Source organism: Pseudomonas sp. NPDC089996 (assembly GCF_044748405.1).
GTDB lineage: Bacteria > Pseudomonadota > Gammaproteobacteria > Pseudomonadales > Pseudomonadaceae > Aquipseudomonas.
Window position 1 is genome coordinate 470,370 of sequence record NZ_JBIVGA010000003.1, and the last position, 23,793, is coordinate 494,162.

Consider the following 23,793-nt stretch of genomic DNA (forward strand, 5'->3'; position numbering starts at 1 on the left):
AGGTTAGGGGCAGTGAGAAGTGGGGCCCAGCATTATTGATCTGGGTGATTCTGGGGTATCGCCGGGGGTGCTTCGCACCCCGGCTAAAGATCAGGTCAGCGCTTTTTCTATTGCCTGCACCACGGTCGGATCATCCGGTGCCGTTCGTGGGGCAAAACGCGCCAGTACCCGGCCATCCTTGCCCACCAGGAACTTCTCGAAGTTCCAGGTGATATCGCCAGGGAACTCCGCCCCCTCCCCCGCCAGCAGCCGGTACAGCTGATGACGGTCATGGCCGTTGACCTCCAGCTTGGCGCCCAGCGGGAAACTCACGCCGTAGTTCAGGCTGCAGAATTCCTGGATGTCCTTTTCGCTGCCCGGCTCCTGGCCGGCGAACTGGTTGCAGGGCAGGCCCAGCACATTGAAACCCTTGCCCTTGAACTGCTGCTGGAGTTTTTCCAGCGAGGCGTATTGCGGCGTCAAACCGCACTTGGAGGCGACATTGACCACCAGCACCACCTGGCCCTTGAACGGTGCCAGGGGCAGGTCTTCGCCGTTCAGCGCCTTCAACGTCAGGTCGTGAAATGCACTCATGATGAATCCCCTCTCAGGTTCCCGTTTGCCGCTGGGGGCGAATTGCGCCCACTAAAAAGGCGCTCTTCCAAGCCGCGCGCCCCCTGTTGGGAGGCATGCCAGCTTGTCCGAGCGCCTGGCGACTTTCTGAGCTTAGCGCAGAAAATCAGTGGTGATGGCCACCTTCACCGTGGATGTGACGGTGAGCGATTTCTTCATCGCTGGCGTCGCGCACGTCGACAACCTTGACCTTGAAGTTCAGGCGCTGGCCAGCCAGCGGGTGGTTGCCGTCAACGGTAACGTCGTCGCCGTCGATATCGCGGATGGTGACGATCTGCATCTGGCCGTCCGGCGCCGAAGCGTGGAACTGCATGCCGACTTCCAGCTGGTCGACACCTTCGAACATCTTGCTGCTCAGGGTGCTGACCAGTTCGGCCGAGTATTCGCCGTAGGCGTCTTCCGGCTCGATGGCAACTTCCAGCTCATCACCGGCCTGCTTGCCTTCCAGGGCTTTTTCCAGGCCTGGGATGATGTTGCCGGCACCGTGCAGGTAAACCAGCGGCGCACCGCCGGCGGAGCTGTCGATGGTCTCCCCGGCGTCGTTGGTCAGGGTATAGTCGATGGAGACAGCCTTGTTGGCGGCGATCAGCATGGGGCAAGACCTTTTGCAAAAGTATGTAGAGCGGACAAGTGTAACCAAGGCATCGCCCGATTGCGACCGCAACGCGGACGAGGGGCGACCCATCAGTCGGATCACCGGCTTTCACCAGGACGAAGAAGGCCACTGGGTGGTCGAGCTGTCCTGCGGCCACACCCAGCACCTGCGCCACCAGCCACCGTGGCAGGCACGCCGTGGGTGCTCGATGCCGGGCAGCGCGCCGGGCGCATCGGCCAGGCATTCGCCTGTGGCTGGTGCGCACAGGGTGCCGATAGCGCTACCCTTGAGCGTTGATCCCTTGCACCGCTTATTCGAGAAGCACGCATGCAGACATTTTTCATTGCGCCGACCGACTTTGGTGTCGGCCTGACTTCCATCAGCCTGGGCCTGGTGCGCACCCTGGAGCGCGCCGGGCTCAAGGTCGGCTTCTTCAAGCCGATTGCCCAGCCGCACCCCGGCGACACGGGCCCGGAGCGCTCCACCGAACTGGTTGCCCGCACCCACGGCATCAGGCCACCCATTCCACTGAGCCTGGCCCAGGTCGAGCGCATGCTTGGCGATGGCCAGTTGGATGAGTTGCTCGAAGCGATTATCCGCCTTTACCAGCAGGCCTGCGTCGGCAATGACGTGGTGGTGGTCGAGGGCATGGTCCCGACCCGCCACGCCAGCTATGCGGCGCGGGTCAACCTGCACCTGGCCAAGAGCCTGGATGCCGAAGTGATCCTGGTCTCGGCCCCGGAAAACGAAGTGCTCAGCGAGCTTTCCGGACGGGTCGAGTTGCAGGCCCAGTTGTTCGGCGGCCCACGCGATCCAAAGGTGCTGGGGGTGATCCTCAACAAAGTGCGCACCGACGAAAGCATGGCCGACTTCGCCACCCGCCTGCGCGAACATTCGCCGCTGCTGCGCGGCAACGACTTTCGCCTGCTCGGCTGCATTCCCTACCAGCCCGAGCTGAACGCCCCGCGCACCCGCGACGTGGCCGAACTGCTCGGCGCCCAGGTGCTCAACGCCGGCGACTACGAGCAACGGCGGATGAACAAGATCATCATCTGCGCCCGCACCGTCGCCAATACCGTGCCACTGCTGACCCCGGGCACCCTGGTGGTGACCCCGGGCGATCGCGATGACATCATCCTGGCCGTGAGCCTGGCCGCCATCAACGGCGTGCCCCTGGCTGGCCTGCTGCTGACCAGCGACAGCAAGCCCGATGCACGCATCCTCGGCCTGTGCCGTGGCGCCCTGCAGGCCGGCCTGCCGATTCTGTCGGTGAGCACCGGCTCCTACGACACCGCCAACCTGCTCAACTCGCTGAACCGCGAAATCCCGGTGGACGATCGAGACCGGGCCGAATTCATCACCGACTTCGTCGCCAGCCACCTGGACGCCGCCTGGCTGCACCAACGTTGCGGCACGCCACGGGAGATGCGCCTGTCGCCAGCGGTGTTTCGTTACCAGCTGATCCAGCGGGCGCAGCAGGCCAACAAGCGCATTGTCCTGCCGGAAGGCGCCGAGCCGCTGCTGGTACAGGCCGCAGCCATCTGCCAGGCGCGTGGAATCGCCCGTTGCGTGCTGCTGGCCAAGCCCGAGGCGGTCGAAGCCGTGGCCCGTGCGCAAGGCATTACCCTGCCGCCGGACCTGGAAGTGATCGACCCCGAGTTGATTCGCGGGCGCTATGTCGAGCCGATGGTCAACCTGCGCAAGAGCAAGAACCTCAACGCGCCAATGGCCGAGCAACAGCTTGAAGACCCGGTGGTGATCGGCACCATGATGCTGGCCCTGGACGAGGTGGATGGCCTGGTCTCGGGCCTGGTGCATTCCACCGCCAACACCATTCGCCCGGCCCTGCAGCTGATCAAGACCGCACCCGGTGCCAGCCTGGTGTCGTCGGTGTTCTTCATGCTGTTCCCCGAACAGGTACTGGTGTACGGCGACTGCGTGATGAACCCGCACCCCAGCGCCAGCGAACTGGCCGAAATCGCCCGGCAGAGCGCCGAGTCGGCGCAGGCCTTCGGCATCGCGCCACGGGTGGCGATGATCAGCTACTCGAGCGATTCGGCGAGTGACGAGGAAGTGGAGAAAGTGCGCGAAGCCACGCGCCTGGCACAGAGCGCGAAGCAAGGGCTGCTGATCGACGGGCCGCTGCAGTATGACGCCGCTGCCAACCCGCAGGTCGCTCGCCAGCTGGCCCCTGAAAGCCAGGTGGCCGGGCGTGCGACGGTGTTCGTGTTCCCTGACCTGAACACCGGCAACACCACCCACAAGGCGGTGCAGCGCAGTACCGACGGGGTCAGCCTGGGGCCGATGCTGCAAGGGTTGCGCAAGCCGGTGAACGACTTGCCACGCGGAGCGCAGGTGGACGATATCGTGCATACCATCGCCCTGACTGCCATTCAGGCCAGCGTTACCCGCTGAAATCATTGGGGGCCGCTTTGCGGCCCCGGCGATCAATCAGGGGTACTGCTGAACCTGGCCCTGTTGCTGGTCATACTGCTGGCCCGGAATAGGCTTCAGGTTGACCTCTACACGGCGGTTCTGTGCGCGGCCATTGGCGTCGGCATTGCTGGCGATCGGCTGGTCCGGGCCCATGCCACGTACCGACACCCGCGAAGCATCCACGCCCTGCGAAGTCAGGTAGGTGCTGACGGCCTGGGCACGGCGCTGCGACAGGTCCATGTTGTGCTGGCGGCTGCCGGTGCTGTCGGTGAAGCCGACCACTTCGATGGTGTTCTGGTTGAACGACTTGAACGAGTTGGCCAGATTGTTCAGCGGGCTGTAGAAGCTCGACGAAATGTTGGCCGAGTCGGTGGCAAAGGTGATGTTGCCTGGCATGATCAGCTTGATCTGGTCGCCCTGGCGCTGAACTTCGACGCCGGTATTGGCCATTTTCGCGCGCAGCTCGGCTTCCTGCTTGTCGGCGTAGTAGCCGTAACCAGCAGCGGCGGCACCGACTGCGGCGGCGCCAATCAGCGCGCCCTTGCCACGGTTGTTGTGGTCGATGGCAGCACCGGCGATGGCACCGGCCAGCGCGCCCAGGCCGCCGTACTTGGCGGTCTTGCTCATCCCCGTGGACTCACCCTGAGCCTGGCCTTGGCTGTTGTATGGATTCTGCCCGGCGCAGCCGGTGATCAGGGCTGCAGCGGTTGCGACGATAATCAGACGACGCATGGTGAACATGGACAAGCTCCTACAAAAATTCGTATGTGCGGCAGATCGCAGAGGGATCGATGCCAGGCTTCGAACGCAAAGATACGGAAAAATTCCATGAAAGGCTTTTCATGCCGGCGCATGGTAGGCGACTCAGGCGCGAACGAAAGGGTTCTCGCGCATCTCGTCGCCCAGTCGGGTATCCGGCCCGTGTCCGGTGACCACGATGGCATCTTCGTCCAGGCGATACAGCCGCTCCTTGATCGAACGCACGATGGCGCGTTGGTCGCCGCCCCACAGGTCGGTGCGGCCGATGCCACGGCGGAACAGGGTGTCGCCTGCGATCAGCAACTTGGCATCGGCGAACCAGAAACTCATCGAGCCCGGAGTGTGCCCTGGCGTGTGCAGCGCCACGCCACAACCGCAGGCAAGTTCCTCGTCATCGCCAAGCCAGTGGTCTGGCGACGGCACCGGGGTATAGGGGACGCCGAACATCTGGCATTGCATCTCCAGGTTGTCCCACAGCACCTGGTCCTGCTTGTGCAGGTGCAAGGTGGCGCCGGTGAGCTCTTTGAGCTTGCCCGAAGCGAGGAAATGGTCGAAATGCGCATGGGTGTGGATGATGCTCACCAGGGCCAGACCATGGGCCTGCAGGCGGGCGAGGATCTTGTCCGGGTCGCCGCCTGGGTCCACGACGATGGCCTTCTTGCTGACCGGGTCGCCGATCAGCGTGCAGTTGCACTGCAGGGGGCCTACGGGGAAGGTTTCGCGGATCAGCGCTGTGGATGCATTTTCCATGAGTGAATTCAAAAGCAACCGGTTATTCGAACAGGGTTTGAACGCGTGCTAATGCATCAAGAATAACAACTTCAGGAGCCGACTCGACACGCTTGGCGCCTCTGGCGTCGAGGTCCACCGTACGAATCTGGTTGCACAACAACACACCTTGCGTCAGCGTGCCCGCGCCACTGAGGGTGACAGCAAAACCTGCATGCCTGGCAAAGTCACCGCCTCGAGAAATTGGCACGATCGCAGCCAGACCGGACGCGTTAAAGGCAGCAGGGGTAAGCACGAGGGCTGGACGCCCGCTGCCTTGCTGTTCTCGTCCAACGGTAGGATCCAGGTTGACCCGAACAATATCGCCCCTGGCGAACTTGACCCGCTTCACACCTCACGCCCCACTGGGCGCATTGCGTTCCACTCAGCCATATCCTCAGGCTCCGGCGCGTTCAAATCACATTGAGCCATCAGTTCTTCTAGCGTGTACTTCGGCTTGGGCCTGACGGGCTTGAGGACCAGGGTCTCTCCTGCTGCATCCAGGCTCAATGTCGAGCCAACGCCGAGGCGCATCTGCTTGAGCACAGCGGCCGGCAAACGGATAGCCGCACTGTTGCCCCATTGCTGAATCTTGATCTGCATGAGTATCTCCCAAGGTAGATACATAGTAGAAACCCTCCTGTCGATTGCAAGTGAAATGTAGAAACCTCGTATCTACACTGCCACTCAGAGGCCATCGAAAACAGAGCAGACAATACGCCTAGGAATTTTCCTACTAGACCTTGGGAAAAACCCTCAAAACTGCAAAGTACTCAACATTCGAAGCACGCTACTCATGGTAAGTACAACCTGAACAACCCGCCCCCAAGCGCCCCACCATTGGCGATCTCGATCCGCCCGCGCACGCCGTTACGCTCATGCAACGCCGCAATTCGCGCCGCGAAATACAGCCCGAGCCCGGTGCTGCCGCTCTGCGAATCGATGCCCTGCACGTAATCCTGCTGGCGCTCGAGCATCCGCGCCGGGTAACCGGGGCCGTCGTCGTTGACGCTGATGACCAGCTGCTCGTCTTCCTCGCCAATGCTGATCAACAACGCATGGCCGGCATAACGGGTGGCGTTGGTGACCACGTTGGCGATGACCGAAGCCACCAGTTCGCGATCGAAGAAGCCCAACGGATTGTCGGTGTCGACGCGCCAGGTGGCGAGGATGTCGTTGTGCTGCAGCACTTCCTGGTGGGCCGCCAGTTGCGCCTCGATGAAGTCATCCAGTTCGTGGTAGTCCGGGCACACCGGCAGCTGGTTCACCCCCAGCTTGTACAGCCCCAGCAACTGCACCAGCATGCCATTGAGGTGGCGGAACTCATGCTCGATCACTCCTTGCTCGGTACCGCAGCGCCACTCTTCAGGCAGCCGTGCCAGCCATTGGTCATGGGACTGGATCAGCGCAGACAGCGAGTTCTTCAGGTCATGCACGGTGGAGGCGATCACCGTGGAAAAATCCAGCCCCTGGTTATCCTGACTCATGCGCCGAAGACCTTGATATGCAGTTTGCGGTAGCGGTCGTAGCGGCTGTCGCTGGTCGGGATGCCCGCCACGCGGGTCAGGCAGTCGCGGCATTCTTGCTCGATCGCCGGCGGTGTCACCTCGCCACCGATGCGCAGCAGGGCTTGCGCCGTGTTGAGCGCAATGCTGATGTTCTTCGGTTGCAGCGACAGCGCCTTGCGGAACATCTGCAAGGCTTCGTTGAGTTGCCCGGCTTGGTAGCTGCGCACCCCCTGACGGTTGAGATCGACGGCTTCGGTGACCGCACCGAGTACCGCCGGGTCGTCAGTCAGTTTGGCCACGCTCTGCATGACCTTGGGGTCGTCGCCGTAGGTTTCCACGCAACCCTTGAGGATGTTGCCGCCGGCCGCTTCCTGGCCGAGCGACTGCAATTGCCTGGCCACGGTCAACGCAGCCTCGACCGAGAAGAACTGGTCCATTTTCTCCAGCCGCTGCATGGCCTGCTCGGTGAGCTTGGCGGCGGTCTCGGGGTCGCCTGCCTGCTGCAGGCTGGCGGCCTTCATCAGCCGGGCACGCACTTGCAGGCCCTGGTCTTCGATGTTGTCCTTGGCCACTTCGCTCAGCACGGTGTTGATTTCGACCCGGGCACGGGCATCCAGGCCGAAGCCTGCGTTCTTGCTCATCAGCGCCTGGACCAGCCCAAGGTTGCTTTCGGCATCCTTGTAGCGCGAACTCTGCCCCTGACTCACCGCATGGCGGAAGGCCTTGGAAGCGCTTTCGAAGTCTTCGTTATCCAATGCCAGCTTGCCCAGCGCGGCCTGCCGGCGCACGGCCAGAGGCGACAAGCGCACCGCTTCTTCGAGCATGCTCTGGGCACGCTTGGTTTCGCCCTGTGCGACCAGCACTTCGGCCATGCCGTCATACAGCCCGGGCATGATCGGGAATGCCTTGAGCGCCTGTTCATACACGCCTTGGGCCTGGGCGTTCTGCCCACGCTTGTGCATGAGGCTGCCCAGCGCCGAATACACCCAGGGTTGCGGGCGGCTGGCGAGGATACCCTTGAGAAACTTCTCCAGTTCATCGAAGCGGTTGAGGTCGCGCAGCGCATCGGCACGATAGCGCAGGCACAACGGCGCAAAACGCGGGTCCTTCTTGCACAGCTCGGCGCAGGCGGCCAGCACTTCGGCCGGACGACCACGGTCGAGGGCCTGCAGAATCGGCTTGAGAAGGGTCTTGCGCTGGGTCAGCTTGTCCAGGCGTTGGGCCAGGCCCACGCGGTTGAACGGCTTGGTCAGGTAGGCATCGGGCTCGTGCTCGAGGGCACTGAGCACGATGGCCTGGCTGCTCTCGGCAGTGACCATGATGAACACGCATTCGTGGCTGATCAGTTTGTCGAGGATCAGATCCTCAAGGACTTGCTGGCCGTTCTTCTTGCCGTCGCCGAGATGAAAGTCCTGGAGGACATAGTCATAGCGCTTCTGGCCGCACATGCGCAGGGCCTGCTCACCGCTGTCAGCGGTATCCACATCGCGCACGCCCAGTTCGCGCAGCATGGAACGGGTCGACGTGCGAAAGTCGGTGAAGTCGTCGACGATCAGAAAGTTTTTTTGCCCGTACTGCAGCATCAACACGACCTGTATTGGGTAGATGGGTGGATGGCGCGAGGCGATGCATACCGCCGAAACCTGTATCGGCAGCCACTCAGGAAAGATGAGGGTTGAGCATGCAGCGCCCAGGCGATAGCCAAGAGCCATCATTTTATAGCGCCATGCCCCTTGCAGCTACCTTCAGGACAGCATGCCCAACGCCTTGGCCCGGGCCACCGCCTGGGTGCGGCGCTCCACTCCGAGCTTGCTGTTGATATGGCTGGCGTGGGTCTTGACGGTGTGCAGCGAGATGAACAGCCGCTCGCTGATCTGCTGGTTGGAACAGCCTTGGGCGATCAATTCGAGCACCGCCAATTCTCGACCGCTCAACGCCTCGGCGGCGCTGCCTGCGGGCGTCGCCGGCGACGGCAGGCGGGTCAGCAGTTCGGCCTGAGCATGGCAGGCGGGTTGCCCAAGCAACTGTTCACGCAACCATGCAGGGTGCAATTCGATCAGCCGCTGGAAAGGTTGCATCACCCCTCCCCGGGCTGCGCTCAAGGCCATGGGCAGCAACTGCACTGCCTGCGCTTCACGCCCCTCGCTCAACGACAGGTCGATCCACTGCGACAGTGCGTGCAAGGTGAGCATCATGCCGCCACTGGCCTGCCCGCGCTCGGCCAGGGCACACAGCCGTGTCACGGCGTCTTCGCTGCGCCGCTGCACACGCTCGAGCAACGCCTGCTGCAGTTCGATATGCAGAGGCAACAACGGGTGGAACTCTGGCGCCGCCGCCGGGTGCTCACCACCGTAAGTCTGGCCCAGGCGCAGCAGCCAGGATTCGGCGAGGTCGGTACGGCCCTGGGCGAGCCACAGCTCGCACTTCACCAGGGTGATCATCGCCAGGTAGAAGATCGGCGGCACATCCCAGATGTGCATCAGCCGCTCTGCTTCGGCCAGCTCGGCGAATGCTTCGGCGTACTGGCCCTCGCGGCCATCGAGCGAGGCAATCACGCAATGACCGATGAGCACGCTGATGTCACGGCAGGCGCGCGCCTCGCCAAGCCCCGCGCGCAAGCGCGCACGCCCCTGCACAGGTTGCAGGCGCGCCACCAGCAGGTAACCCTCGTACAGGGTCAGCCGCGCCCGCACCGCATACAGCCGCTGTGCCGACAACCCCTGCAGGCGTTGCAGACCCTGACGCACTTCATCCAGTGCTCGCAATACCTCGCCGCGGGCATGCAGCACCCGCGCACGGTCGTAATGCGCCAACGCCTCGAACAACGGGTTGCCGACACGCTGCGCCAGCTCCAGCGCTTCGCGGTTCCAGCCGCGCGCACGCCAGAAATCGCCATCGGCAATGGCCAGGTTGGACAGCGTCGACAAGCACACCAGGCGTTGACCGTAACGTTTGCTCGGCAGGCTCTGCAGCGCTTCGCCGCAGTAGGCCAGGGTCCGCTCGCGGTCACCACGGCCACGGGCAATGACCCCGCTCAGGGCCAGCCACTGCGCCAGCATCGACTTCTGTGCAGTGGCGGAAGGCGCAGGCAGGAAGCGACTGAGGTAACTGGCCAGTTCCTCTGCGGCATCCAGTTGGCAAGCCAGGCCAAGCGCCCAGCTGTACAGCACGATCAACCGCGGCGTGCTGATCAGCAGGCTGTCGGGCAAGTCCATTTTCCAGCGCAACAGCATGCCGACGTTCTGTTCAGCCAGCAGTTGTTCCTCGGACAGGCTCTGCACGAGGTTAGCGGCAACATCGAGGTGCCCGGCGCGCAATGCCTGCTCCACCGCCTCGTCGAGCAACCCCTGGGCCTGGAACCAGCGGCAGGCGCGAAGTTGCAGGCGAACCAGCGGTTCGCTGGACTGGCGGCTGCGCAACAGGTCGGAGAACAGGTGATGGTAGCGATACCAGTGACCGTGCTCATCCAGTGGCACCAGAAACACCTGATGCGCCTGCAGATAACGCAGGATCTCTTCACTGTCGTTACGGTCACGCAGTGCATCGCACAGCGCGGCGCAGAAGCGCTCCTGGCAAGCCGTGTCGAACAGAAACGCCTGCACATCCGCCGGCAGCATCTCGATGACTTCTTCCAGCAAGTAGTCGCGGATCAACCCTTCACCGCCGTACAGCGCCTGGGGCAAGGCATGCTCGTCACCGGCTTCAGTGGCTGCCAACTGCCAGAAGCGCAGCCCGGCCACCCAGCCGTCGCTGCGCTGTATCAGGTTGTCGAGCGCCTGCCCACGCAGCCCAGAGGGTTGCCGACCAATCACCGCCAGAGACTCTTCGGCGGTCAGGCGCAGGTCCTGCTCAGTGAGTTCGGTCAACTGCCGTGACAAGCGCAACCGCGCCAGGTGCCAGTCCGGGCGCTGGCGGCTGGTCACCAGCAGAACCAGGCCTGCGGGCAGGTGATTGAGGAAAAATTGCAGACAGCGATCGAGTACCGCCCCCTGAGCCAGGTGGTAATCGTCCAGCACCAACAGCAAGGGCGTATCGGCCTGAAGGTAAAGCGCCAGTTCGTCGAGCAAGCTGTCGAGCCATTCTTCGAAGGCAAAGGGCTGGTGGCGCTGGCGCATCTTCAGCAGGCCCATGGCCTGGCCGCCCAGTGCCGGGCAATATTGCTGCAAGCCTTCGAGCAGGCGCTCGAGGAAACGACCTGGGTCAGCGTCCCGTTGGCTCAGGCCGAGCCAGAGGCTGCGCCAATGGTCGGGCAGCGACTCGCAGAACTCGATGGCCAGGGAGCTTTTGCCAAAGCCGGCGGGGGCGTTGACCAGCAACAGGCGCCCGCCAAGGCCACCTTGGAGGCGCTGGCACAGTCGCGCACGCGGCACGTGGCCGTCCGGCTGCGGTGGCCGGAAGAAACGCCCGTCCAGCAGGCCCAGGGCCTGGCTGGCGATTCCATGCGTACGGGACAGATCTGTCATGGCCGGCTCGTTCTGTTGGTAAGACTTACGGCGGTACGGATGTTTGCGAGACTAGCGGGTAATGCAACGCATTTGAAGATAATGGGCGCCATCTGTCCGTAAAAGACTGCGACAAAAAGCAACATGGCCGATGGGTATGGGCTGGGGCGGGGCTTTGGCGAGGTATTCATCGGCCTTATCGGCCGCTGAAACAGAACCGCCCCGGCAAGCCGGGGCGTTCTGGGAGGTCACACGGAGTTGCAGAGTTTCAGCTCAACGGATACCCGACTGGCGCAGGGCGGCTGGCTGGAAATCGGCTTTGCTGGCAGTGAAGCCGAAGTCGTAGGCACGCTTCTCTTCGTTCTTCATGCCCAGGGCCAGGTAGCGGCCCGACTGCAGGTCGTAGATGGCTTCAAGGGTGTACCACGGCACCTGCACGTTGTAATACGGCTGGGCATGGGCCTCGGACACGCGCCACAACTGGCCGCGACCGTCGTACTGGTCGATCACTGCAGCTTGCCAGGTGTCCTCGTCGATGTAGAAGTCACGCTTGGCGTAGATGTGGCGCTGGCCCGGCTTGAGCGTCGCGACCACATGCCACACCCGACGCAGCTCATAGCGCGACAGGTCCTGGTTGATGTGCCCGGCCTTGAGGATGTCGGCGTACTTGAGCTTGGGGTCATCCAGCATGAAGGCGTTGGAGGCGATGTACATCTCCTTCTTGCCTTCGAGCTTCCAGTCGTAGCGGTCCGGCGCACCGTTGTACATGTCCAGGTTGTCCGAGGTGCGCAGGCCATCGGCCGCAGTACCCGGGCCGTCGTACGACACTTGCGGGGCCTGGCGCACACGGCGCTGGCCGGCGTTGTAGATCCATGCCTTGCGCGGTTCCTTGACCTGGTCGAGGGTCTCGTGCACCAGCAGCACGGTACCGGCCAGGCGTGCCGGGGCGGTCACCTCCTGCTTGAAGTAGAACAGGATGTTGCCCGGGTTGTTCGGGTCGTAGTCCTTCATGCGATCACGGAACACGAACTGGTCCTGGAAGTACACCAGGCTGTACGAGCCGTTCTGCTGCGGCGTGGCCTGGGTCACCAGGCGGGTCACGCTGCCGCCACGGTAGCGGGTGATGTGGTTCCAGATCACTTCCAGGCCGCTTTTCGGGATCGGGAAAGGTACGGCGGTCTGGAAGTTGTTAAGGCCGTTGCCGCCTTCGACCAGGGTGGTCGCGGTGGCGTTCTTCTTGATCGCGGCAAATACATCGTCTGGCACCGTGGAGCCACGGTGGGTCTTGTACACCGGGATCTTGAAGGTATCCGGGTAGCGTTTGAGCATCGCCAGCTGGCCTGGCGAGAGCTTGTCCTTGTACTGCTCGGCGTTCTGCGCCGTGATGGTGAACAGCGGCTTGTCGCTGCCGTACGGGTCAGCAAGGAAACCCTTGGCATCGACGCTGCCTGCGGTCTTCGACAGTGGCTCCCACGGGCCGATCGAACCATCGGCGTTACCGGCCTTTTCCGCGCCCATCGGGGTCAGGGTGCTGCCCAGTTTTGCCGCTTCATCGGCGGAAACCGCAGCCATGACGCTGGTCGCCAGCAGGGACAGGCCCAGTACACCGGCTTGCAGCAGACTTCTGGTCTTGTTCATCTCGTGTCGTCCTGGATCAAGGTTCTTAGAAGTTCACGCCGAAGCTGAGGGCGACGAAGTCGCGATCATCCACGGTGCTGTACTTGCCGTCGAAGAAGTTGGTGTACGACAGGCTGGCGGTGTAGGTGTTCTGGTACTCGGCATCCAGGCCCAGGCTGACCGCCTTGCGCCCTTCCTCGAAGTTGCCGCCAGGGCCCGGCGAGTAACCGGATACGTCATGGGACCAGGCCACGTTGGGCTTGAGGTTGACCCCGGCGAACACGTCGTTGTAGTCCCAGATGACCCGGGCGCGGTAACCCCAGGAGGTGCTGGTGGTGTAGCCGTCGTTTTCGCACTTGCGGTTGAGGTTGGTGGTCGACGCACCAGCACCGGCACCGGCGATGGTGCTCGCGTTGAGCGCCTGGCAGGTGTCGGCGCCGCCGGTCGCTGGCAGCGGACCAGGGCCGAACACCGGGTCACGGCCGTAGCGGGTATCGTGGGCGTTCTCCAGGCCACCCACATGGGTGACGCCGACTTCACCGACCACGGTCATGCGGCTGGCGCCCATCACCTGGTCGAAGAAGTGGGTCAGGGTGGTCTGGAACTGGGTGATCTCCTTGCGACGATAGCCGTTCAGGTCCTGGCCTGGGGTGCCGGTGAGCAACGAGGCATTGGTCAATGCGCCGCCAATCGGACGCACGCCGGCAAACAGGATATCGGTGGTGTTCAACTGCACCGGAGCATTTGGCCGGTAGCTGATTTCACCGCTCCAGGCAGTGCCGGTGGGCAGCGTGGTGGAGAAACTCAGGCCATACAGGCGAATGTCTTCGGGGTATTCGACGAAGTATTTGGAGTTGCCCGCCACGATCAGCGGCGCCAGGGCACGCAGCTGTGCGGGCAGCTGGCTCAGGCCGGCGAACACCGAAGGCGATGCGCCGGTGGCGCTGAAAATCGGTGCACGGCTGTGGTAGTTCATGAAGTAGGCACCGAATTCGGTGTCCAGCGGCTCGAACATGTAGCGCATGGCCACGCCGAACTGGCCGCTGTCACGGGCGTCGCGGTCGGCACCGCGGGCGACCATCACGCCCTCTTCGTTGATGTTCACGCCGCGAGTGGCGAGAAACTGCTGGGCCGCTGCCGGCACCGTGCGGCTGCTGTTGAGTACGCGCAGGTTGTCGGTACAGCCGTCGGCGATGATGTCGGGTTGCGAGAAGAAGGTGCCGCAGTTGTCAACGACGGTCTGGTCCCACTCGATCTGGTAGAAGGCCTCGGCCGACAGATTGTCGGTCAGGCTCTGCGAGATGTAGAACATGTTGACGGGAATCAGCCCTTCCTTGATCTCGGCGCCCGGGCGGCGGAAGGCGGCCACGTCGATCGGGTTGATCGAGTTGATGCCGCCACCGATGAAGGTACTTTCACCCCAGCTCACCACCTGCTTGCCGAGGCGTACCGAGCCTGGCTGATCGCCGATCGAATAGTTGTGGTACACGAAGGCGTCGAGCAGCTGGGCCCCTGAGGATTTGGCGCCCTCCTTGCGGCCCGAGTCGCTGATGTCCTTGAACTCGCGGCTTTCGTCCTTGAGCTCGAAGTCGTACCAGTACTTGCCGCGCACGAACACACCAGTGTCGCCGTACTTGAGTTCGAGGTCATGGATGCCTTTGAAGATCTTCGAGAACGTCTCGCCCTTCTTGAAGTTCAGGTGGCCGTCGTCGGAAGTCTGCGACAGACCCTTGCCACCGTTGTTCACCCCGATCAGGTTCTTGTTGGGATTGGCGGTAGACCAACTGGCCCCGACGGAGAGCGACGAGTCGAACTGGCCTTCGATTTCACCGATGTTGAAACTGACAGCGAAAGCAGGACTTGCGAGCGTGGAAGCAAGGCTGACGGCCAGGGGCAACTTGGCCCGGCGCCAGAACGGATTTGCAGATTTCATCGACGCTACTCCATGTACTTTATTGTTATGGCAGTGAGTCCTTTCAGAAACGGCCCGAGCGACCGGTATGCAGGTTGCCCTGCAGCGGTACGTCTTGCGCGTACCGCTCTCCCCCATTCCTGAAGATCCCCTGGCCCCGACTATAGCCAGCAGGCTCAGGTGCTTGATCCCTCTAAAGTGTGATTTGCGCACCGGCTGCCAAATCGTCCCGGTGTTTCCCCGGCAGCGATTGGCCGTGCTGAAGCATGGCCGATTTTTTTCGTTTGGCAAGGCTTCAGACTGTCTAGCACGCGGGTCGCGTTCTGTCGCGCGCGACCTGCGGCACGCTTACAAGGTAGACAGGAAGGCGCTGTTACTGGCTTGCCACTGCACGATGTCCTGGCGGATGCGCTTCTTGTCGAGTTTGCCGACACTGGTCTTGGGAATTTCAGTAACAACGGCGATCTGGCTGGGAATGGCCCACTTGTTGATGTGCCCTTGCTCGACGAAAGGCTTGAGATGCTCCTTGAGCGCCTTGGCGTCGATTGCCTTGTCGTCGCGCACCACCAGCAGCGCGAACGGGCGCTCGCCCCATTGCGGGTCGGCGACCCCTACCACCGCTACCTCGCGCACGGCCGGATGGCGGCTGATCAGGTCTTCGAGGTCGAGCGAGGAGATCCACTCGCCACCGGTTTTGATCACGTCCTTGATGCGGTCGCGGATATCGATGTAGCCCATGCCGTCGAGGGTGGCGACGTCACCGGTGTGCAGCCAGCCGCCCTGCCACAGCTCCTCGCTCTTTTCCGGCTCCTTGAAGTAACCCATGGTCAGCCACGGCGCACGCAGCACCAGTTCACCCTGGGTCTCGCCATCGGCCGGCAGGAAGTTGCCATCGCCATCGACGATCGCCGCTTCCACCAGCGGCACCGGCACGCCGGCCTTGATGCGGTAACTGACGCGCTCATCCTCGCTGCCGGCCTGCAGTTCGTCATTCAGGTGCGCGGCGGAAATCAGCGGGCAGGTTTCGGACATGCCATACGCCGCCGTCAGCTGGATGCCCCGGGCCAGCGCCGCTTCATACAACGCCCGGTTGAGCGCGCTGCCGCCGATGATGATCTTCCAGCCACCGAAATGCTCACCCTGGGAGGATGGGCAGTTGAGCAGCATCTGCAGGATGGTCGGCACACAGTGCGAGAAAGTGACCTTCTCTTCGCGCCACAGCTTGACCAGCATGTCCGGCTCGTAGCGGCCTGGGTAGACCTGCTTCATGCCAAGCATTGTTGCCGCGTAGGGGATGCCCCAGGCATGCACGTGGAACATCGGCGTGATCGGCATGTACACGTCGTTGCTGCCGAGCAGGCGCACGCTGTCGATACTGCCGGTCACTGCAGCCTCGGCCAGGGTATGCAGCACCAGCTGGCGGTGGGTGAAATAGACGCCCTTGGGGTTGCCGGTGGTGCCAGTGGTGTAGAAGGTGGTGGCCACCGAATTTTCGTCAAAATCCGGGAAGTCGTAGAGCGGGCTGGCGGCAGCAAGCAGTTGCTCGTATTCGCCGACCAGGTTCGGCAGCTCGGCGGTCTTGTCCGGGCCATCGGTGATCAGCACGGTCTTGTCCACCGTGGTCAGTTGCCCGGCGATGGCCTGGTAAAGGCCGATGAAGTCGCTGTTGACCAGCACGAAGCGGTCTTCGGCGTGGTTCATGGTGTAGAGAATCTGTTCGGGCGACAGGCGCACGTTGATGGTGTGCACCACCGCGCCGATCATCGGGATGGCGAACATGCATTCCAGGTAGCGGTGGCTGTCCCAGTCCATCACCGCCACGGTGTCCCCGGCCTTGACCCCCGCCTCGGTGAGCACGTTGGCGAGGCGGGCAATGCGCTCGTTGAGCTGTGGATAAGTCAGGCGAAGCTGATCGCGGTAGACGATCTCGCGGGTCTTTTCGTAGCGGCTGCCGGACATCAGCAGACGTTTGATCAACAGAGGGAAGTCATAGGCGCCCTCGGCGGGCTTGATGATGCGGGTCTGCAACATGGTGGTCCCTTTTTTGAAAAGCATGCCGGACAAGTCTGGAACTACTGTAGTAGCTCAATGTGACGGTCAAATCAGCCGAAGGAATGATTTGGCTGTGCGAGGTATGAGTGGCATTGTGCGGGTGATGGACCAACCCCTGCCCCGCCACCGGAGCTTCTCCAGATGCCCAGCCTGCGCCGTGCCGTGTTTCTCGATCACCAATCCCTGGACCTTGGCGACCTCGACCTGTCGCCGTTGCAGCAGCAGTTCGAAGAGTTCGAACTGTTTGCCGCCACTCGCCCGGAGCAGGTCGCCGAACGCCTGCAGGGCGCTGTCGCGGTGGTCAGCAACAAAGTCATGCTCGATGCCGCCACACTGGCCGCCAACCCGCAGCTGAAGCTCATCCTGGTGGCCGCGACCGGCACCAACAATGTCGACCTGGCAGCGGCCCGCGCCCAGGGCGTCACCGTCTGCAACTGCCAGGGCTACGGCACACCGTCGGTGGCCCAGCACACCCTCGCCCTGCTGCTGGCCCTGGCCACGCGCCTGTGCGACTACAACCAGGCGGTTGCCGATGGCCAGTGGGCCAAGGCCAGCCAGTTCTGCCTGCTGGATTTCCCGATCGTCGAACTGGAGGGCAAGACACTCGGCCTGCTCGGCCATGGCGAACTCGGCGGCGCAGTGGCGCGGCTGGCCGAAGCCTTTGGCATGCGCGTGCTGAGCGGGCAGATCCCCGGCCGCCCGGCCCGTCATGATCGCCTGGCGCTGGACGAACTGCTGCCACAGGTCGACGCGCTGACCCTGCACTGCCCACTCAACGAGCATACCCGGCACATGATCGGTGCCCGCGAACTGGCCCTGCTGAAAAGGGGCGCGCTGGTGGTGAACACCGCCCGTGGCGGCCTGATCGACGAACAGGCCCTGGCCGACGCCCTGCGCAATGGCCACCTGGGCGGCGCCGCCACCGATGTGCTGAGCGTCGAGCCGCCGGTCGATGGCAACCCGCTGCTGGAAAAAGGCATCCCGCGCCTGCTGATCACCCCGCACAGCGCCTGGGGTGCGGTGGAGTCGCGCCAGCGCATCGTCGGCCAGCTCAGTGAAAACGCCAAGGCATTCTTCGAAGGCCAGCCCCGTCGCGTGGTCAGCTAAGCGCCGGCTCAATCCCGCACTCGGCTCTGCTAAACTGCGCCACTTTTTCAGGAGGCGTCGTCCATGGACCCGCGCAGTGAAGTGTTGCTCCGCCAGGCAGAGCTGTTCCAGGGCCCGCTGCTGCTCGCTGGCGCCCCCGCCGATGGCCTGCTCGGGCAATTGCCCCAGGCCCATGGCTGGGCCTGGCATGCCGGTGACCAGGCCATGCTCGACAGCCGCTTCGCCGGGCGCAGTCACTTCGGCGTCGAGGTGCCGCCGGTTGCCTTCGAGGCAGCCGTGCTGTTCCTGCCCAAGTCCCGGGAACTGGCGGCCTACCTGCTCAATGCACTGGCATCCCGCCTGGCTGGCCGCGAACTGTACCTGGTGGGGGAAAAGCGTGGCGGCATCGAAGGCGCAGCCAAGCAGCTGCAGGCTTTCGGCAAACCGCGCAAGCTGGACAGCGCCCGGCATTGCCAGCTTTGGCAGGTGACCGTGGACAACGTCCCGCAAGCCAAACCCCTGGAAAGCCTGGCCGAGCGCTTCACGCTCGACCTCGAAGACGGCCCGCTGCAGGTAGTGAGCCTGCCAGGCGTGTTCAGCCACGGCCGCCTCGACCGCGGCACCGCCCTGTTGCTCAAGCACCTGGACAACCTGCCAGGCGGCCATGTACTGGACTTCGGCTGTGGCGCCGGGGTGCTCGGTGCCACGGTCAAACGCCGTTATCCACAGAGCCGGGTGACCCTGCTGGATGTCGATGCCTTCGCCGTAGCCGCCAGCCGCCTGACGCTGGCGGCCAACAGCCTTGAGGGCGCAGTCATCTGCGGCGATGGCATCGATGCCGCACCCGCCGACCTGAGCGTGATCCTGAGCAACCCACCGTTCCATACCGGGGTGCACACCAATTACCAGGCGTCGGAAAACCTGCTGAAAAAATCAGGGCAACATCTTCGAAAAGGTGGCGAAATGCGCCTCGTGGCGAATAGCTTCCTGCGCTATCAACCACTGATCGAGGGCGCCCTGGGCAACTGCCAGACCTGCGCCGAAGCCGATGGCTTCCGCATCTATCGCGCCACACGCAGTTAGAAACAGGGCTTGCCGAAACCGTTTCGGCTAGGCAGAATCCGCACCGTCCTAGGGGAGTAGTCTCCCGCGAGCACCCTGCTCGCCCGGTACGCGTCAACATACTTGGCCCACAGGCCATGGCGCGTGCGACCCAGCGACCTGCACAGACAGGTCCGGGGTTTGACAAGACCTATGACACGCACACCTTACCCGGGGCGGGAAGGCTGTACGTGTCATAGCCGTGTCGACCCGCCCCCGTAGGAATCCTGATGCTGGAATCACTGTTGGTCCCCACTGCAATCGTTGCCTTGGCCGAAATCGGCGACAAGACGCAATTGCTCGCGCTCATCCTCGCTGCACGCTTTCGCAAGCCTTGGCCAATCATCGCCGGCATCATCGCCGCCACCCTGGCCAACCATGCTGCAGCCGGTGCGGTGGGTGCCTGGGTCGGCAGTTTCTTTACCGAGTCGGTGTTGCACTGGGTGCTTGCCGCAAGCTTCACCGCCACTGCGCTGTGGACGCTGGTGCCAGACAAGATGGACGATGACGAGAACCCGGCACGCCGCTTCGGACCGTTCCTGACGACCCTGATCGCGTTCTTCCTGGCCGAAATCGGTGACAAGACCCAGGTCGCCACGGTGATGCTGGCAGCCCAGTACCCGCACCTGATCCTGGTCATCGTCGGGACGACCCTGGGCATGCTGATTGCCAACGTGCCGGTGGTGCTGGCGGGTAACTTCGCTGCAGACAAGCTGCCGCTGACGCTGATTCGTCGCCTGGCGGCTGCTGCATTCTTCGTACTGGCGATCGTGGCCGTGTACTCGGCGATGAAGACCAGTGGCTGGGTGGGGTAATGCTGAAAGCGGGGGCGCTTTGCGCCCATTCGCGGGTCAAGCCCGCTCCCACCATGTAGCGGCCTTGTGTCGCGAAAGGGCGGCAAAGCAGCCGCCTTATCGGTTCTACTTCTTTGCGGCTTCGTACAGCGGCATCACCTTCGGAATCGCCGCCTGCAACGAGGCGATCCGGCTTTCGGATGCCGGGTGAGTGCTCATGAATTCGGGCGGTGCGCCCTCCGAAGCCTTGCTCATCTTGTTCCACAAGGTAATGGCGGCATTCGGGTCGTAACCGGCACGCGCCGACAGCTCCAGGCCGATCAGGTCAGCTTCGTTTTCATTGGCACGGCTGTTGGGCAGGGTCATGGCGTAGTTCACCACCTGGTCGGCCAGCGCGATGCTGTTCTGGCCAAGACCAAACAGCGCACCCGCGCCCTGGCGAGCCATTTCCACCCCATAGGCCTTGGACATGGCTTCGCGGCTGTGCTCACGCAGGGCGTGGGCGATTTCATGCCCGACGACTGCAGCAATCTCGGCATCGGTGAGCTTGAGTTGGTCGATCAACCCGGTGTAGACAATGATCTTGCCGCCCGGTCCACAGTTGGCGTTGAGCTCGTCGCTTTTGATCACGTTGACCTCCCACTGCCACTGCGCCGCGTCTGGGCGGAATTTCGGCGCCTGGGCGATCAGCCGGTCGGCAATTACCTGCACACGCTTGGCATCGGCGCTGGACTTGTCCAGCACGCCCTTGCTCGACGCTTCGCCGAGGGTCTGCTGGTAAGACTGGGCGTACATCTGGTTGACCTCATCGGTCGACAGCATGCTGAACATGTACTGCTGGCGCTCGACGCCGACAGCACCGCCGCTGGTGGTATTCACCGCCTGGCAGCCGGCCAGCAAGATGCCAGCACTCAACAGGCTGACGACAAAAGACTTACGCATGAAAACACTCCCTTTTTACATGCGCCGTATCCTAGGCCGAGTTGCCCGCCTCCCGCCATAGCCGCAAGGCAGTTTTTACCTAAGCGGGGGTAAGGCACTCCGGCGCGTCCAGTTTCGGATCGTTGACGAAGTTCGCCAGCGCCCGCTCGCGCAGCGTCGCCGGCGGGCTGGCGAGCAGCTCGTGCAAGCGCGCAAGCGGTGTTTCCAGGTCCAGCCATGCAGCCTGCCCGGCTTCGTCGAGAATCAACGGACGGCGCTGGTTCATCGCGGCCTGGGTCACCACCGCACAGCTCAGCCACACCTGATCCTGCACGGGGTAGGCTTCCCAAATGGCGGCAAAGTACAACGATGCGCCCTCCCCCGGTGTCAGCCAGTAAGGCCTCTTGCGCACCGAACCGCGCCACTCGTAGAAACCGTTGGCCGGCATCAGGCACCGGCGCAGGCGAAACGCCTCGCGGAACATCGGCTGCTCGGCCAATGTCTCGGCCCGCGCATGGGCAGGGGTGCGGGTAAGGTCGGTGAGCCAGGCGGGGGTCAACCCCCAGCGCGCCTTGGCCAGTTGCTGCTGGCCATCGAGCTGGCGCTGGATCAGCACCGAAGCACCGGGCGAGATATTCCATTGGGCCGGCTGGCCGGCAGGGAAGCCCGGCAGGCTGGCCAGCGTCTGAGGCCAGCGAAACAGGGCGTAACGTCCACACATGGGGGATTTCAGAACCTAGCAGATCAAGGTACCGGGATGACTCTCCGGCTCGTCGCCGGCAAGCGGCTGGGCACCATTGTACGCATCGATCAGCTGCCGTGCGTATTCGGCCTGTTCATCGGGCACCGCAAGCCCGAGCAACCCCTGCAGCGGCAACTCTCCGGCTGCGCCCATCAGGTCGCGGCCGGCCAGGTGCGCTTCGATGCCCTCGCTGGCGAGCATGCCTACCAGCATTTCGGCCTCCAGGAGGTTTTCCGGTTCATAGATCCGCCGCATCAGTCGTTCTCACCGTAGACGTCCAGCATCCATTCGTCGCCATGAACCTGCAGCACAAAACGGATAGGCTTGCAGCATACCTGGCAGTCCTCGATGTACTCCTGGTCGCCCCCGGACAGGTCCAGAGTCGTCTCGACCACTTCACCACAATAAGGGCAATCGTAAGACGCTTGTTCGAGCATCGCGGCCTCCGGGGTGACTTGTGCGTATAATTGCCGGTCTGTTTACAGGGCTTGCGTGTGCCTGAGCCGTTTTTCGGGCCCCCCCCCTTACCTTATTACCCTAGCCGTTTCCAACAAGAGAGCATGATGGGCGAATTCGATGCCATCCGACCGTACGACGACGCTGAGGTCCCTGCCGTTCTGGCACGCCTGCTCAGCGACCCGGCATTCCTCGATATCCTCACCCACTTCAAATTTCCGCGCGCCGCTGGCGCCCTCGGCTGGCTGCTCAAGCCGCTGATCGCCAGGCGCCTGCGCAAAGAATTCGCCGGCGTCACCTGCGTGTCGACCCTGCAGGACAAAGTCGAATACTACGTCGACCAGACCATCGAGCGTGCCACCGATGGCGTCACCTACTCCGGCGTCGAGCAGCTCAAGTCGGGCACTGCCTATCTGTTCCTGGCCAACCACCGCGACATCGTCATGGACCCGGCCTTCGTCAACTACGCGGTGTACCACGCCGGCCTGCCGACCCCACGCATCGCCATCGGCGACAACCTGCTGCAGAAGCCGTTCGTCAGCGACATGATGCGCCTGAACAAGAGCTTCATCGTGCACCGCTCGATCAGCGGCCGCCGCGAAAAGCTCGCGGCCTACCAGTTGCTCTCGGCCTACATCAACCACTCGATCCGCAACGATGGCGCGTCGATCTGGATCGCCCAGGCCGAAGGCCGCGCCAAGGACGGTGACGACCGTACCGATTCGGCGATCCTCAAGATGTTCCACATGAGCCGCAAGGACGAGCCGTTCGGTGCGGTGATCCAGAGCCTGAACCTGATCCCGGTTTCCATCAGCTACGAATACGACCCCTGCGACCAGGCCAAGGCCCGCGAGCTGTACATTCGTGCAACTACCGGCACCTACAAGAAGGCCCCGGGCGAGGACGACAACAGCATCGCCAAGGGCATCACCGGCTACAAGGGCCGGGTGCACATCCACTTCGCCCCACCGGTGACCGATTACTACGAGGACACCAAGCAGCTGGCACAGGAAACCGACCGGCAGATCCTCGGCGGCTACCGCCTGTTCCCGGTGCATTACCTGGCTTATGCGATGTGGAGCGAGAAGGACGAGGCGCTGCAGGTGCCGAGCGCCGAGCAGGTGTTCCCGGCAGAAGAACTGGCCAAGGCCAGCGAAGAGTGGCAGCGCCGCCTGGATGCTTGCCCTGAAGAGCAGCGGCCGTACCTGGTGTTGCAGTATGCGACGCCGGTGCGCAACCAGTATCAGGTCAGGCAGCAGGCCCCGGTCGCCTGACCGAATTCGGGGCTGCTTTGCAGCCCCGGAAGCCTCAGATCCAGGTGCTGAACCAGGACAGCAGCAAGGCCATGGCGAGGCAGGAAAAACCCAGGATGTAGTAGTAGCGCGGCACGCGCTGGTCGAAGGCATCCACTACCCCCTCATCCACCGCCAGGCTCTCGCGGGTGGTCACCTCACGCCGCCGCGCACTCTGCAGCAGCAAACCACCCGGGCAGGTCAGCAATAGCGCCAGCAGATTGATCAGTTTGGTCGGGTGGGCGCTAAGAAACCCCCAGAGCACTTGCAAAGACATCACACAACCTCGGTCATAGCCACAGCGAAGCCCGGCATTCTACCGAAGTCCAGCCTGCTCGCCCGATCGTGGCGACAAAGTGTCACTAAATTTCATTTGTCACATGCGCGTCATCAGGGCAGGCCACTCTATCGGCCTTTTCCCGTACCGGAGCGTGTTGATGCTGCATGCCGAAAACCAGGACCGCCTCTATCTGGTGGCTCAGAGTGATGAGCAACAGGCGCTGATCGATGGTTTTGCCATCAATGTCCACGACCGTCAGTGGCTGGTCTACTGTGCCCTGGGCGGGCATGTGCATGAAGATTTGCCAGAAGTGGATTTGCTCACCGGCGTCAGCTTGCTGGATTTCCACATAGAAGCCGCCTGAAGCCGTACAGGCAATAAAAAACCCGCTGTTCGGGGCGCCGGCAGCGGGTTCTTATC

23 protein-coding genes, 1 pseudogene and 1 riboswitch are annotated in these 23,793 nt (G+C 63.1%); of the genes and pseudogenes, 7 read left to right on the forward strand and 17 right to left on the reverse strand.

The genetic code is table 11. The features are described 5' to 3' along the window. Window positions 1-90 precede the first annotated feature (90 nt). A complete protein-coding gene (locus ACIPW4_RS07655) occupies window positions 91-573 on the reverse strand; it encodes a glutathione peroxidase (RefSeq protein WP_400656335.1) in 483 nt (160 codons plus the stop codon). Between the two features lie 145 nt (window positions 574-718). After that, window positions 719-1,204 (reverse strand): peptidylprolyl isomerase, encoded by a 486-nt coding sequence (locus tag ACIPW4_RS07660; RefSeq protein ID WP_400656337.1) that lies wholly within the window; start codon window positions 1,202-1,204, stop codon window positions 719-721. Here ACIPW4_RS07660 and ACIPW4_RS07665 point away from each other — a divergent pair. Both ACIPW4_RS07665 and pta read left to right on the forward strand, forming a co-directional pair. After that, window positions 1,203-1,504: pseudogene (locus ACIPW4_RS07665) on the forward strand (DUF3565 domain-containing protein). The gene ACIPW4_RS07660 and the pseudogene ACIPW4_RS07665 overlap by 2 nt on opposite strands. 30 nt (window positions 1,505-1,534) lie before the next feature. Further along, entirely contained in the window at window positions 1,535-3,622 is a 2,088-nt protein-coding gene (pta, locus tag ACIPW4_RS07670) for a phosphate acetyltransferase (protein WP_400656339.1), read from the forward strand. 36 nt (window positions 3,623-3,658) lie between these two features. Here the strand turns inward: pta and ACIPW4_RS07675 are convergent, their stop codons facing one another. From ACIPW4_RS07675 to ACIPW4_RS07720, 10 genes are all read right to left on the reverse strand, one after another. Beyond that, window positions 3,659-4,384, reverse strand: coding sequence for an OmpA family protein (locus ACIPW4_RS07675; protein ID WP_400656342.1), 726 nt, complete (start codon window positions 4,382-4,384; stop codon window positions 3,659-3,661). A 123-nt stretch (window positions 4,385-4,507) separates the two neighbouring features. Further along, the gene (locus ACIPW4_RS07680) at window positions 4,508-5,152 is read right to left on the reverse strand and encodes an MBL fold metallo-hydrolase (protein WP_400656344.1); all 645 of its coding nucleotides are present in this window, start codon (window positions 5,150-5,152) and stop codon (window positions 4,508-4,510) included. 22 nt (window positions 5,153-5,174) lie between these two features. Continuing rightward, the gene (locus ACIPW4_RS07685) at window positions 5,175-5,522 is read right to left on the reverse strand and encodes a type II toxin-antitoxin system ChpB family toxin (protein ID WP_400656346.1); all 348 of its coding nucleotides are present in this window, start codon (window positions 5,520-5,522) and stop codon (window positions 5,175-5,177) included. Next, complete coding sequence (locus ACIPW4_RS07690) at window positions 5,519-5,797, reverse strand: AbrB/MazE/SpoVT family DNA-binding domain-containing protein (protein ID WP_400656348.1); 279 nt, start codon at window positions 5,795-5,797, stop codon at window positions 5,519-5,521. Before ACIPW4_RS07690 ends, ACIPW4_RS07685 begins: the two co-directional genes overlap by 4 nt. A gap of 167 nt (window positions 5,798-5,964) precedes the next feature. After that, window positions 5,965-6,657 (reverse strand): sensor histidine kinase, encoded by a 693-nt coding sequence (locus ACIPW4_RS07695; RefSeq protein WP_400656350.1) that lies wholly within the window; start codon window positions 6,655-6,657, stop codon window positions 5,965-5,967. Next, the gene (locus tag ACIPW4_RS07700; RefSeq protein WP_400656351.1) at window positions 6,654-8,261 is read right to left on the reverse strand and encodes a tetratricopeptide repeat protein; all 1,608 of its coding nucleotides are present in this window, start codon (window positions 8,259-8,261) and stop codon (window positions 6,654-6,656) included. Before ACIPW4_RS07700 ends, ACIPW4_RS07695 begins: the two co-directional genes overlap by 4 nt. Window positions 8,262-8,423: 162 nt before the next feature. Then, entirely contained in the window at window positions 8,424-11,141 is a 2,718-nt protein-coding gene (locus ACIPW4_RS07705) for a LuxR C-terminal-related transcriptional regulator (RefSeq protein ID WP_400656352.1), read from the reverse strand. Between the two features lie 252 nt (window positions 11,142-11,393). After that, window positions 11,394-12,758 carry a DUF1329 domain-containing protein gene (locus ACIPW4_RS07710; protein ID WP_400656354.1) on the reverse strand — a complete coding sequence of 455 codons (1,365 nt, stop codon included), beginning with the start codon at window positions 12,756-12,758 and terminating at the stop codon, window positions 11,394-11,396. Window positions 12,759-12,783: 25 nt separating this feature from the next. After that, on the reverse strand, window positions 12,784-14,670 hold the full coding sequence (locus ACIPW4_RS07715; protein ID WP_400656356.1) for a DUF1302 domain-containing protein: 1,887 nt from the start codon (window positions 14,668-14,670) through the stop codon (window positions 12,784-12,786). Window positions 14,671-14,997: 327 nt separating this feature from the next. After that, complete coding sequence (locus tag ACIPW4_RS07720) at window positions 14,998-16,680, reverse strand: fatty acid--CoA ligase (RefSeq protein WP_400656358.1); 1,683 nt, start codon at window positions 16,678-16,680, stop codon at window positions 14,998-15,000. A 162-nt stretch (window positions 16,681-16,842) separates the two neighbouring features. On the opposite strand from ACIPW4_RS07720, the gene ACIPW4_RS07725 reads away from it, so the two are divergent. The 3 genes from ACIPW4_RS07725 (at window position 16,843) to ACIPW4_RS07735 (ending at window position 19,703) form a co-directional block, all read left to right on the forward strand. After that, on the forward strand, window positions 16,843-17,808 hold the full coding sequence (locus ACIPW4_RS07725; RefSeq protein ID WP_400656360.1) for a 2-hydroxyacid dehydrogenase: 966 nt from the start codon (window positions 16,843-16,845) through the stop codon (window positions 17,806-17,808). Between the two features lie 63 nt (window positions 17,809-17,871). Continuing rightward, complete coding sequence (locus tag ACIPW4_RS07730; protein ID WP_400656362.1) at window positions 17,872-18,870, forward strand: methyltransferase; 999 nt, start codon at window positions 17,872-17,874, stop codon at window positions 18,868-18,870. Between the two features lie 39 nt (window positions 18,871-18,909). After that, a riboswitch (yybP-ykoY riboswitch) is annotated at window positions 18,910-19,030 on the forward strand. A gap of 88 nt (window positions 19,031-19,118) precedes the next feature. After that, window positions 19,119-19,703, forward strand: a complete 585-nt coding sequence (locus tag ACIPW4_RS07735) for a TMEM165/GDT1 family protein (RefSeq protein ID WP_400656365.1) — start codon at window positions 19,119-19,121, stop codon at window positions 19,701-19,703. A 105-nt stretch (window positions 19,704-19,808) separates the two neighbouring features. On the opposite strand, the gene ACIPW4_RS07740 is transcribed toward ACIPW4_RS07735, so the two are convergent. From ACIPW4_RS07740 to ACIPW4_RS07755, 4 genes are all read right to left on the reverse strand, one after another. After that, on the reverse strand, window positions 19,809-20,624 hold the full coding sequence (locus ACIPW4_RS07740; protein ID WP_400656367.1) for a M48 family metallopeptidase: 816 nt from the start codon (window positions 20,622-20,624) through the stop codon (window positions 19,809-19,811). Window positions 20,625-20,703: 79 nt separating this feature from the next. Next, window positions 20,704-21,324 (reverse strand): SOS response-associated peptidase, encoded by a 621-nt coding sequence (locus ACIPW4_RS07745; protein ID WP_400656369.1) that lies wholly within the window; start codon window positions 21,322-21,324, stop codon window positions 20,704-20,706. 15 nt (window positions 21,325-21,339) lie between these two features. After that, complete coding sequence (locus ACIPW4_RS07750; RefSeq protein WP_400656371.1) at window positions 21,340-21,600, reverse strand: putative signal transducing protein; 261 nt, start codon at window positions 21,598-21,600, stop codon at window positions 21,340-21,342. Continuing rightward, entirely contained in the window at window positions 21,600-21,782 is a 183-nt protein-coding gene (locus ACIPW4_RS07755) for a CPXCG motif-containing cysteine-rich protein (RefSeq protein WP_400656373.1), read from the reverse strand. The genes ACIPW4_RS07750 and ACIPW4_RS07755 overlap by 1 nt, the downstream gene beginning before the upstream one ends. 123 nt (window positions 21,783-21,905) lie before the next feature. On the opposite strand from ACIPW4_RS07755, the gene ACIPW4_RS07760 reads away from it, so the two are divergent. Next, window positions 21,906-23,075, forward strand: a complete 1,170-nt coding sequence (locus tag ACIPW4_RS07760) for a 1-acyl-sn-glycerol-3-phosphate acyltransferase (protein WP_400656375.1) — start codon at window positions 21,906-21,908, stop codon at window positions 23,073-23,075. A 34-nt stretch (window positions 23,076-23,109) separates the two neighbouring features. Here the strand turns inward: ACIPW4_RS07760 and ACIPW4_RS07765 are convergent, their stop codons facing one another. Then, a complete protein-coding gene (locus ACIPW4_RS07765; protein WP_400656377.1) occupies window positions 23,110-23,370 on the reverse strand; it encodes a hypothetical protein in 261 nt (86 codons plus the stop codon). Window positions 23,371-23,530: 160 nt separating this feature from the next. On the opposite strand from ACIPW4_RS07765, the gene ACIPW4_RS07770 reads away from it, so the two are divergent. Next, window positions 23,531-23,737: a hypothetical protein gene (locus tag ACIPW4_RS07770; RefSeq protein ID WP_400656378.1), complete on the forward strand. Its 207-nt coding sequence runs from the start codon at window positions 23,531-23,533 to the stop codon at window positions 23,735-23,737. The last annotated feature ends 56 nt before the right edge of the window (window positions 23,738-23,793 follow it).

Bases quoted from the DNA above. Each gene is read 5' to 3' on its own strand.
- ACIPW4_RS07655 (WP_400656335.1), bottom strand. From the start codon at position 573: ATGAGTGCATTTCACGACCTGACGTTGAAGGCGCTGAACGGCGAAGAC.
- ACIPW4_RS07660 (WP_400656337.1), bottom strand. From the start codon at position 1,204: ATGCTGATCGCCGCCAACAAGGCTGTCTCCATCGACTATACCCTGACC.
- pta (WP_400656339.1), top strand. From the start codon at position 1,535: ATGCAGACATTTTTCATTGCGCCGACCGACTTTGGTGTCGGCCTGACT.
- ACIPW4_RS07675 (WP_400656342.1), bottom strand. From the start codon at position 4,384: ATGTTCACCATGCGTCGTCTGATTATCGTCGCAACCGCTGCAGCCCTG.
- ACIPW4_RS07680 (WP_400656344.1), bottom strand. From the start codon at position 5,152: ATGGAAAATGCATCCACAGCGCTGATCCGCGAAACCTTCCCCGTAGGC.
- ACIPW4_RS07690 (WP_400656348.1), bottom strand. From the start codon at position 5,797: ATGTATCTACCTTGGGAGATACTCATGCAGATCAAGATTCAGCAATGG.
- ACIPW4_RS07695 (WP_400656350.1), bottom strand. From the start codon at position 6,657: ATGAGTCAGGATAACCAGGGGCTGGATTTTTCCACGGTGATCGCCTCC.
- ACIPW4_RS07700 (WP_400656351.1), bottom strand. From the start codon at position 8,261: ATGCTGCAGTACGGGCAAAAAAACTTTCTGATCGTCGACGACTTCACC.
- ACIPW4_RS07705 (WP_400656352.1), bottom strand. From the start codon at position 11,141: ATGACAGATCTGTCCCGTACGCATGGAATCGCCAGCCAGGCCCTGGGC.
- ACIPW4_RS07710 (WP_400656354.1), bottom strand. From the start codon at position 12,758: ATGAACAAGACCAGAAGTCTGCTGCAAGCCGGTGTACTGGGCCTGTCC.
- ACIPW4_RS07715 (WP_400656356.1), bottom strand. From the start codon at position 14,670: ATGAAATCTGCAAATCCGTTCTGGCGCCGGGCCAAGTTGCCCCTGGCC.
- ACIPW4_RS07720 (WP_400656358.1), bottom strand. From the start codon at position 16,680: ATGTTGCAGACCCGCATCATCAAGCCCGCCGAGGGCGCCTATGACTTC.
- ACIPW4_RS07725 (WP_400656360.1), top strand. From the start codon at position 16,843: ATGCCCAGCCTGCGCCGTGCCGTGTTTCTCGATCACCAATCCCTGGAC.
- ACIPW4_RS07730 (WP_400656362.1), top strand. From the start codon at position 17,872: ATGGACCCGCGCAGTGAAGTGTTGCTCCGCCAGGCAGAGCTGTTCCAG.
- ACIPW4_RS07735 (WP_400656365.1), top strand. From the start codon at position 19,119: ATGCTGGAATCACTGTTGGTCCCCACTGCAATCGTTGCCTTGGCCGAA.
- ACIPW4_RS07740 (WP_400656367.1), bottom strand. From the start codon at position 20,624: ATGCGTAAGTCTTTTGTCGTCAGCCTGTTGAGTGCTGGCATCTTGCTG.
- ACIPW4_RS07745 (WP_400656369.1), bottom strand. From the start codon at position 21,324: ATGTGTGGACGTTACGCCCTGTTTCGCTGGCCTCAGACGCTGGCCAGC.
- ACIPW4_RS07750 (WP_400656371.1), bottom strand. From the start codon at position 21,600: ATGCGGCGGATCTATGAACCGGAAAACCTCCTGGAGGCCGAAATGCTG.
- ACIPW4_RS07755 (WP_400656373.1), bottom strand. From the start codon at position 21,782: ATGCTCGAACAAGCGTCTTACGATTGCCCTTATTGTGGTGAAGTGGTC.
- ACIPW4_RS07760 (WP_400656375.1), top strand. From the start codon at position 21,906: ATGATGGGCGAATTCGATGCCATCCGACCGTACGACGACGCTGAGGTC.
- ACIPW4_RS07765 (WP_400656377.1), bottom strand. From the start codon at position 23,370: ATGTCTTTGCAAGTGCTCTGGGGGTTTCTTAGCGCCCACCCGACCAAA.
- ACIPW4_RS07770 (WP_400656378.1), top strand. From the start codon at position 23,531: ATGCTGCATGCCGAAAACCAGGACCGCCTCTATCTGGTGGCTCAGAGT.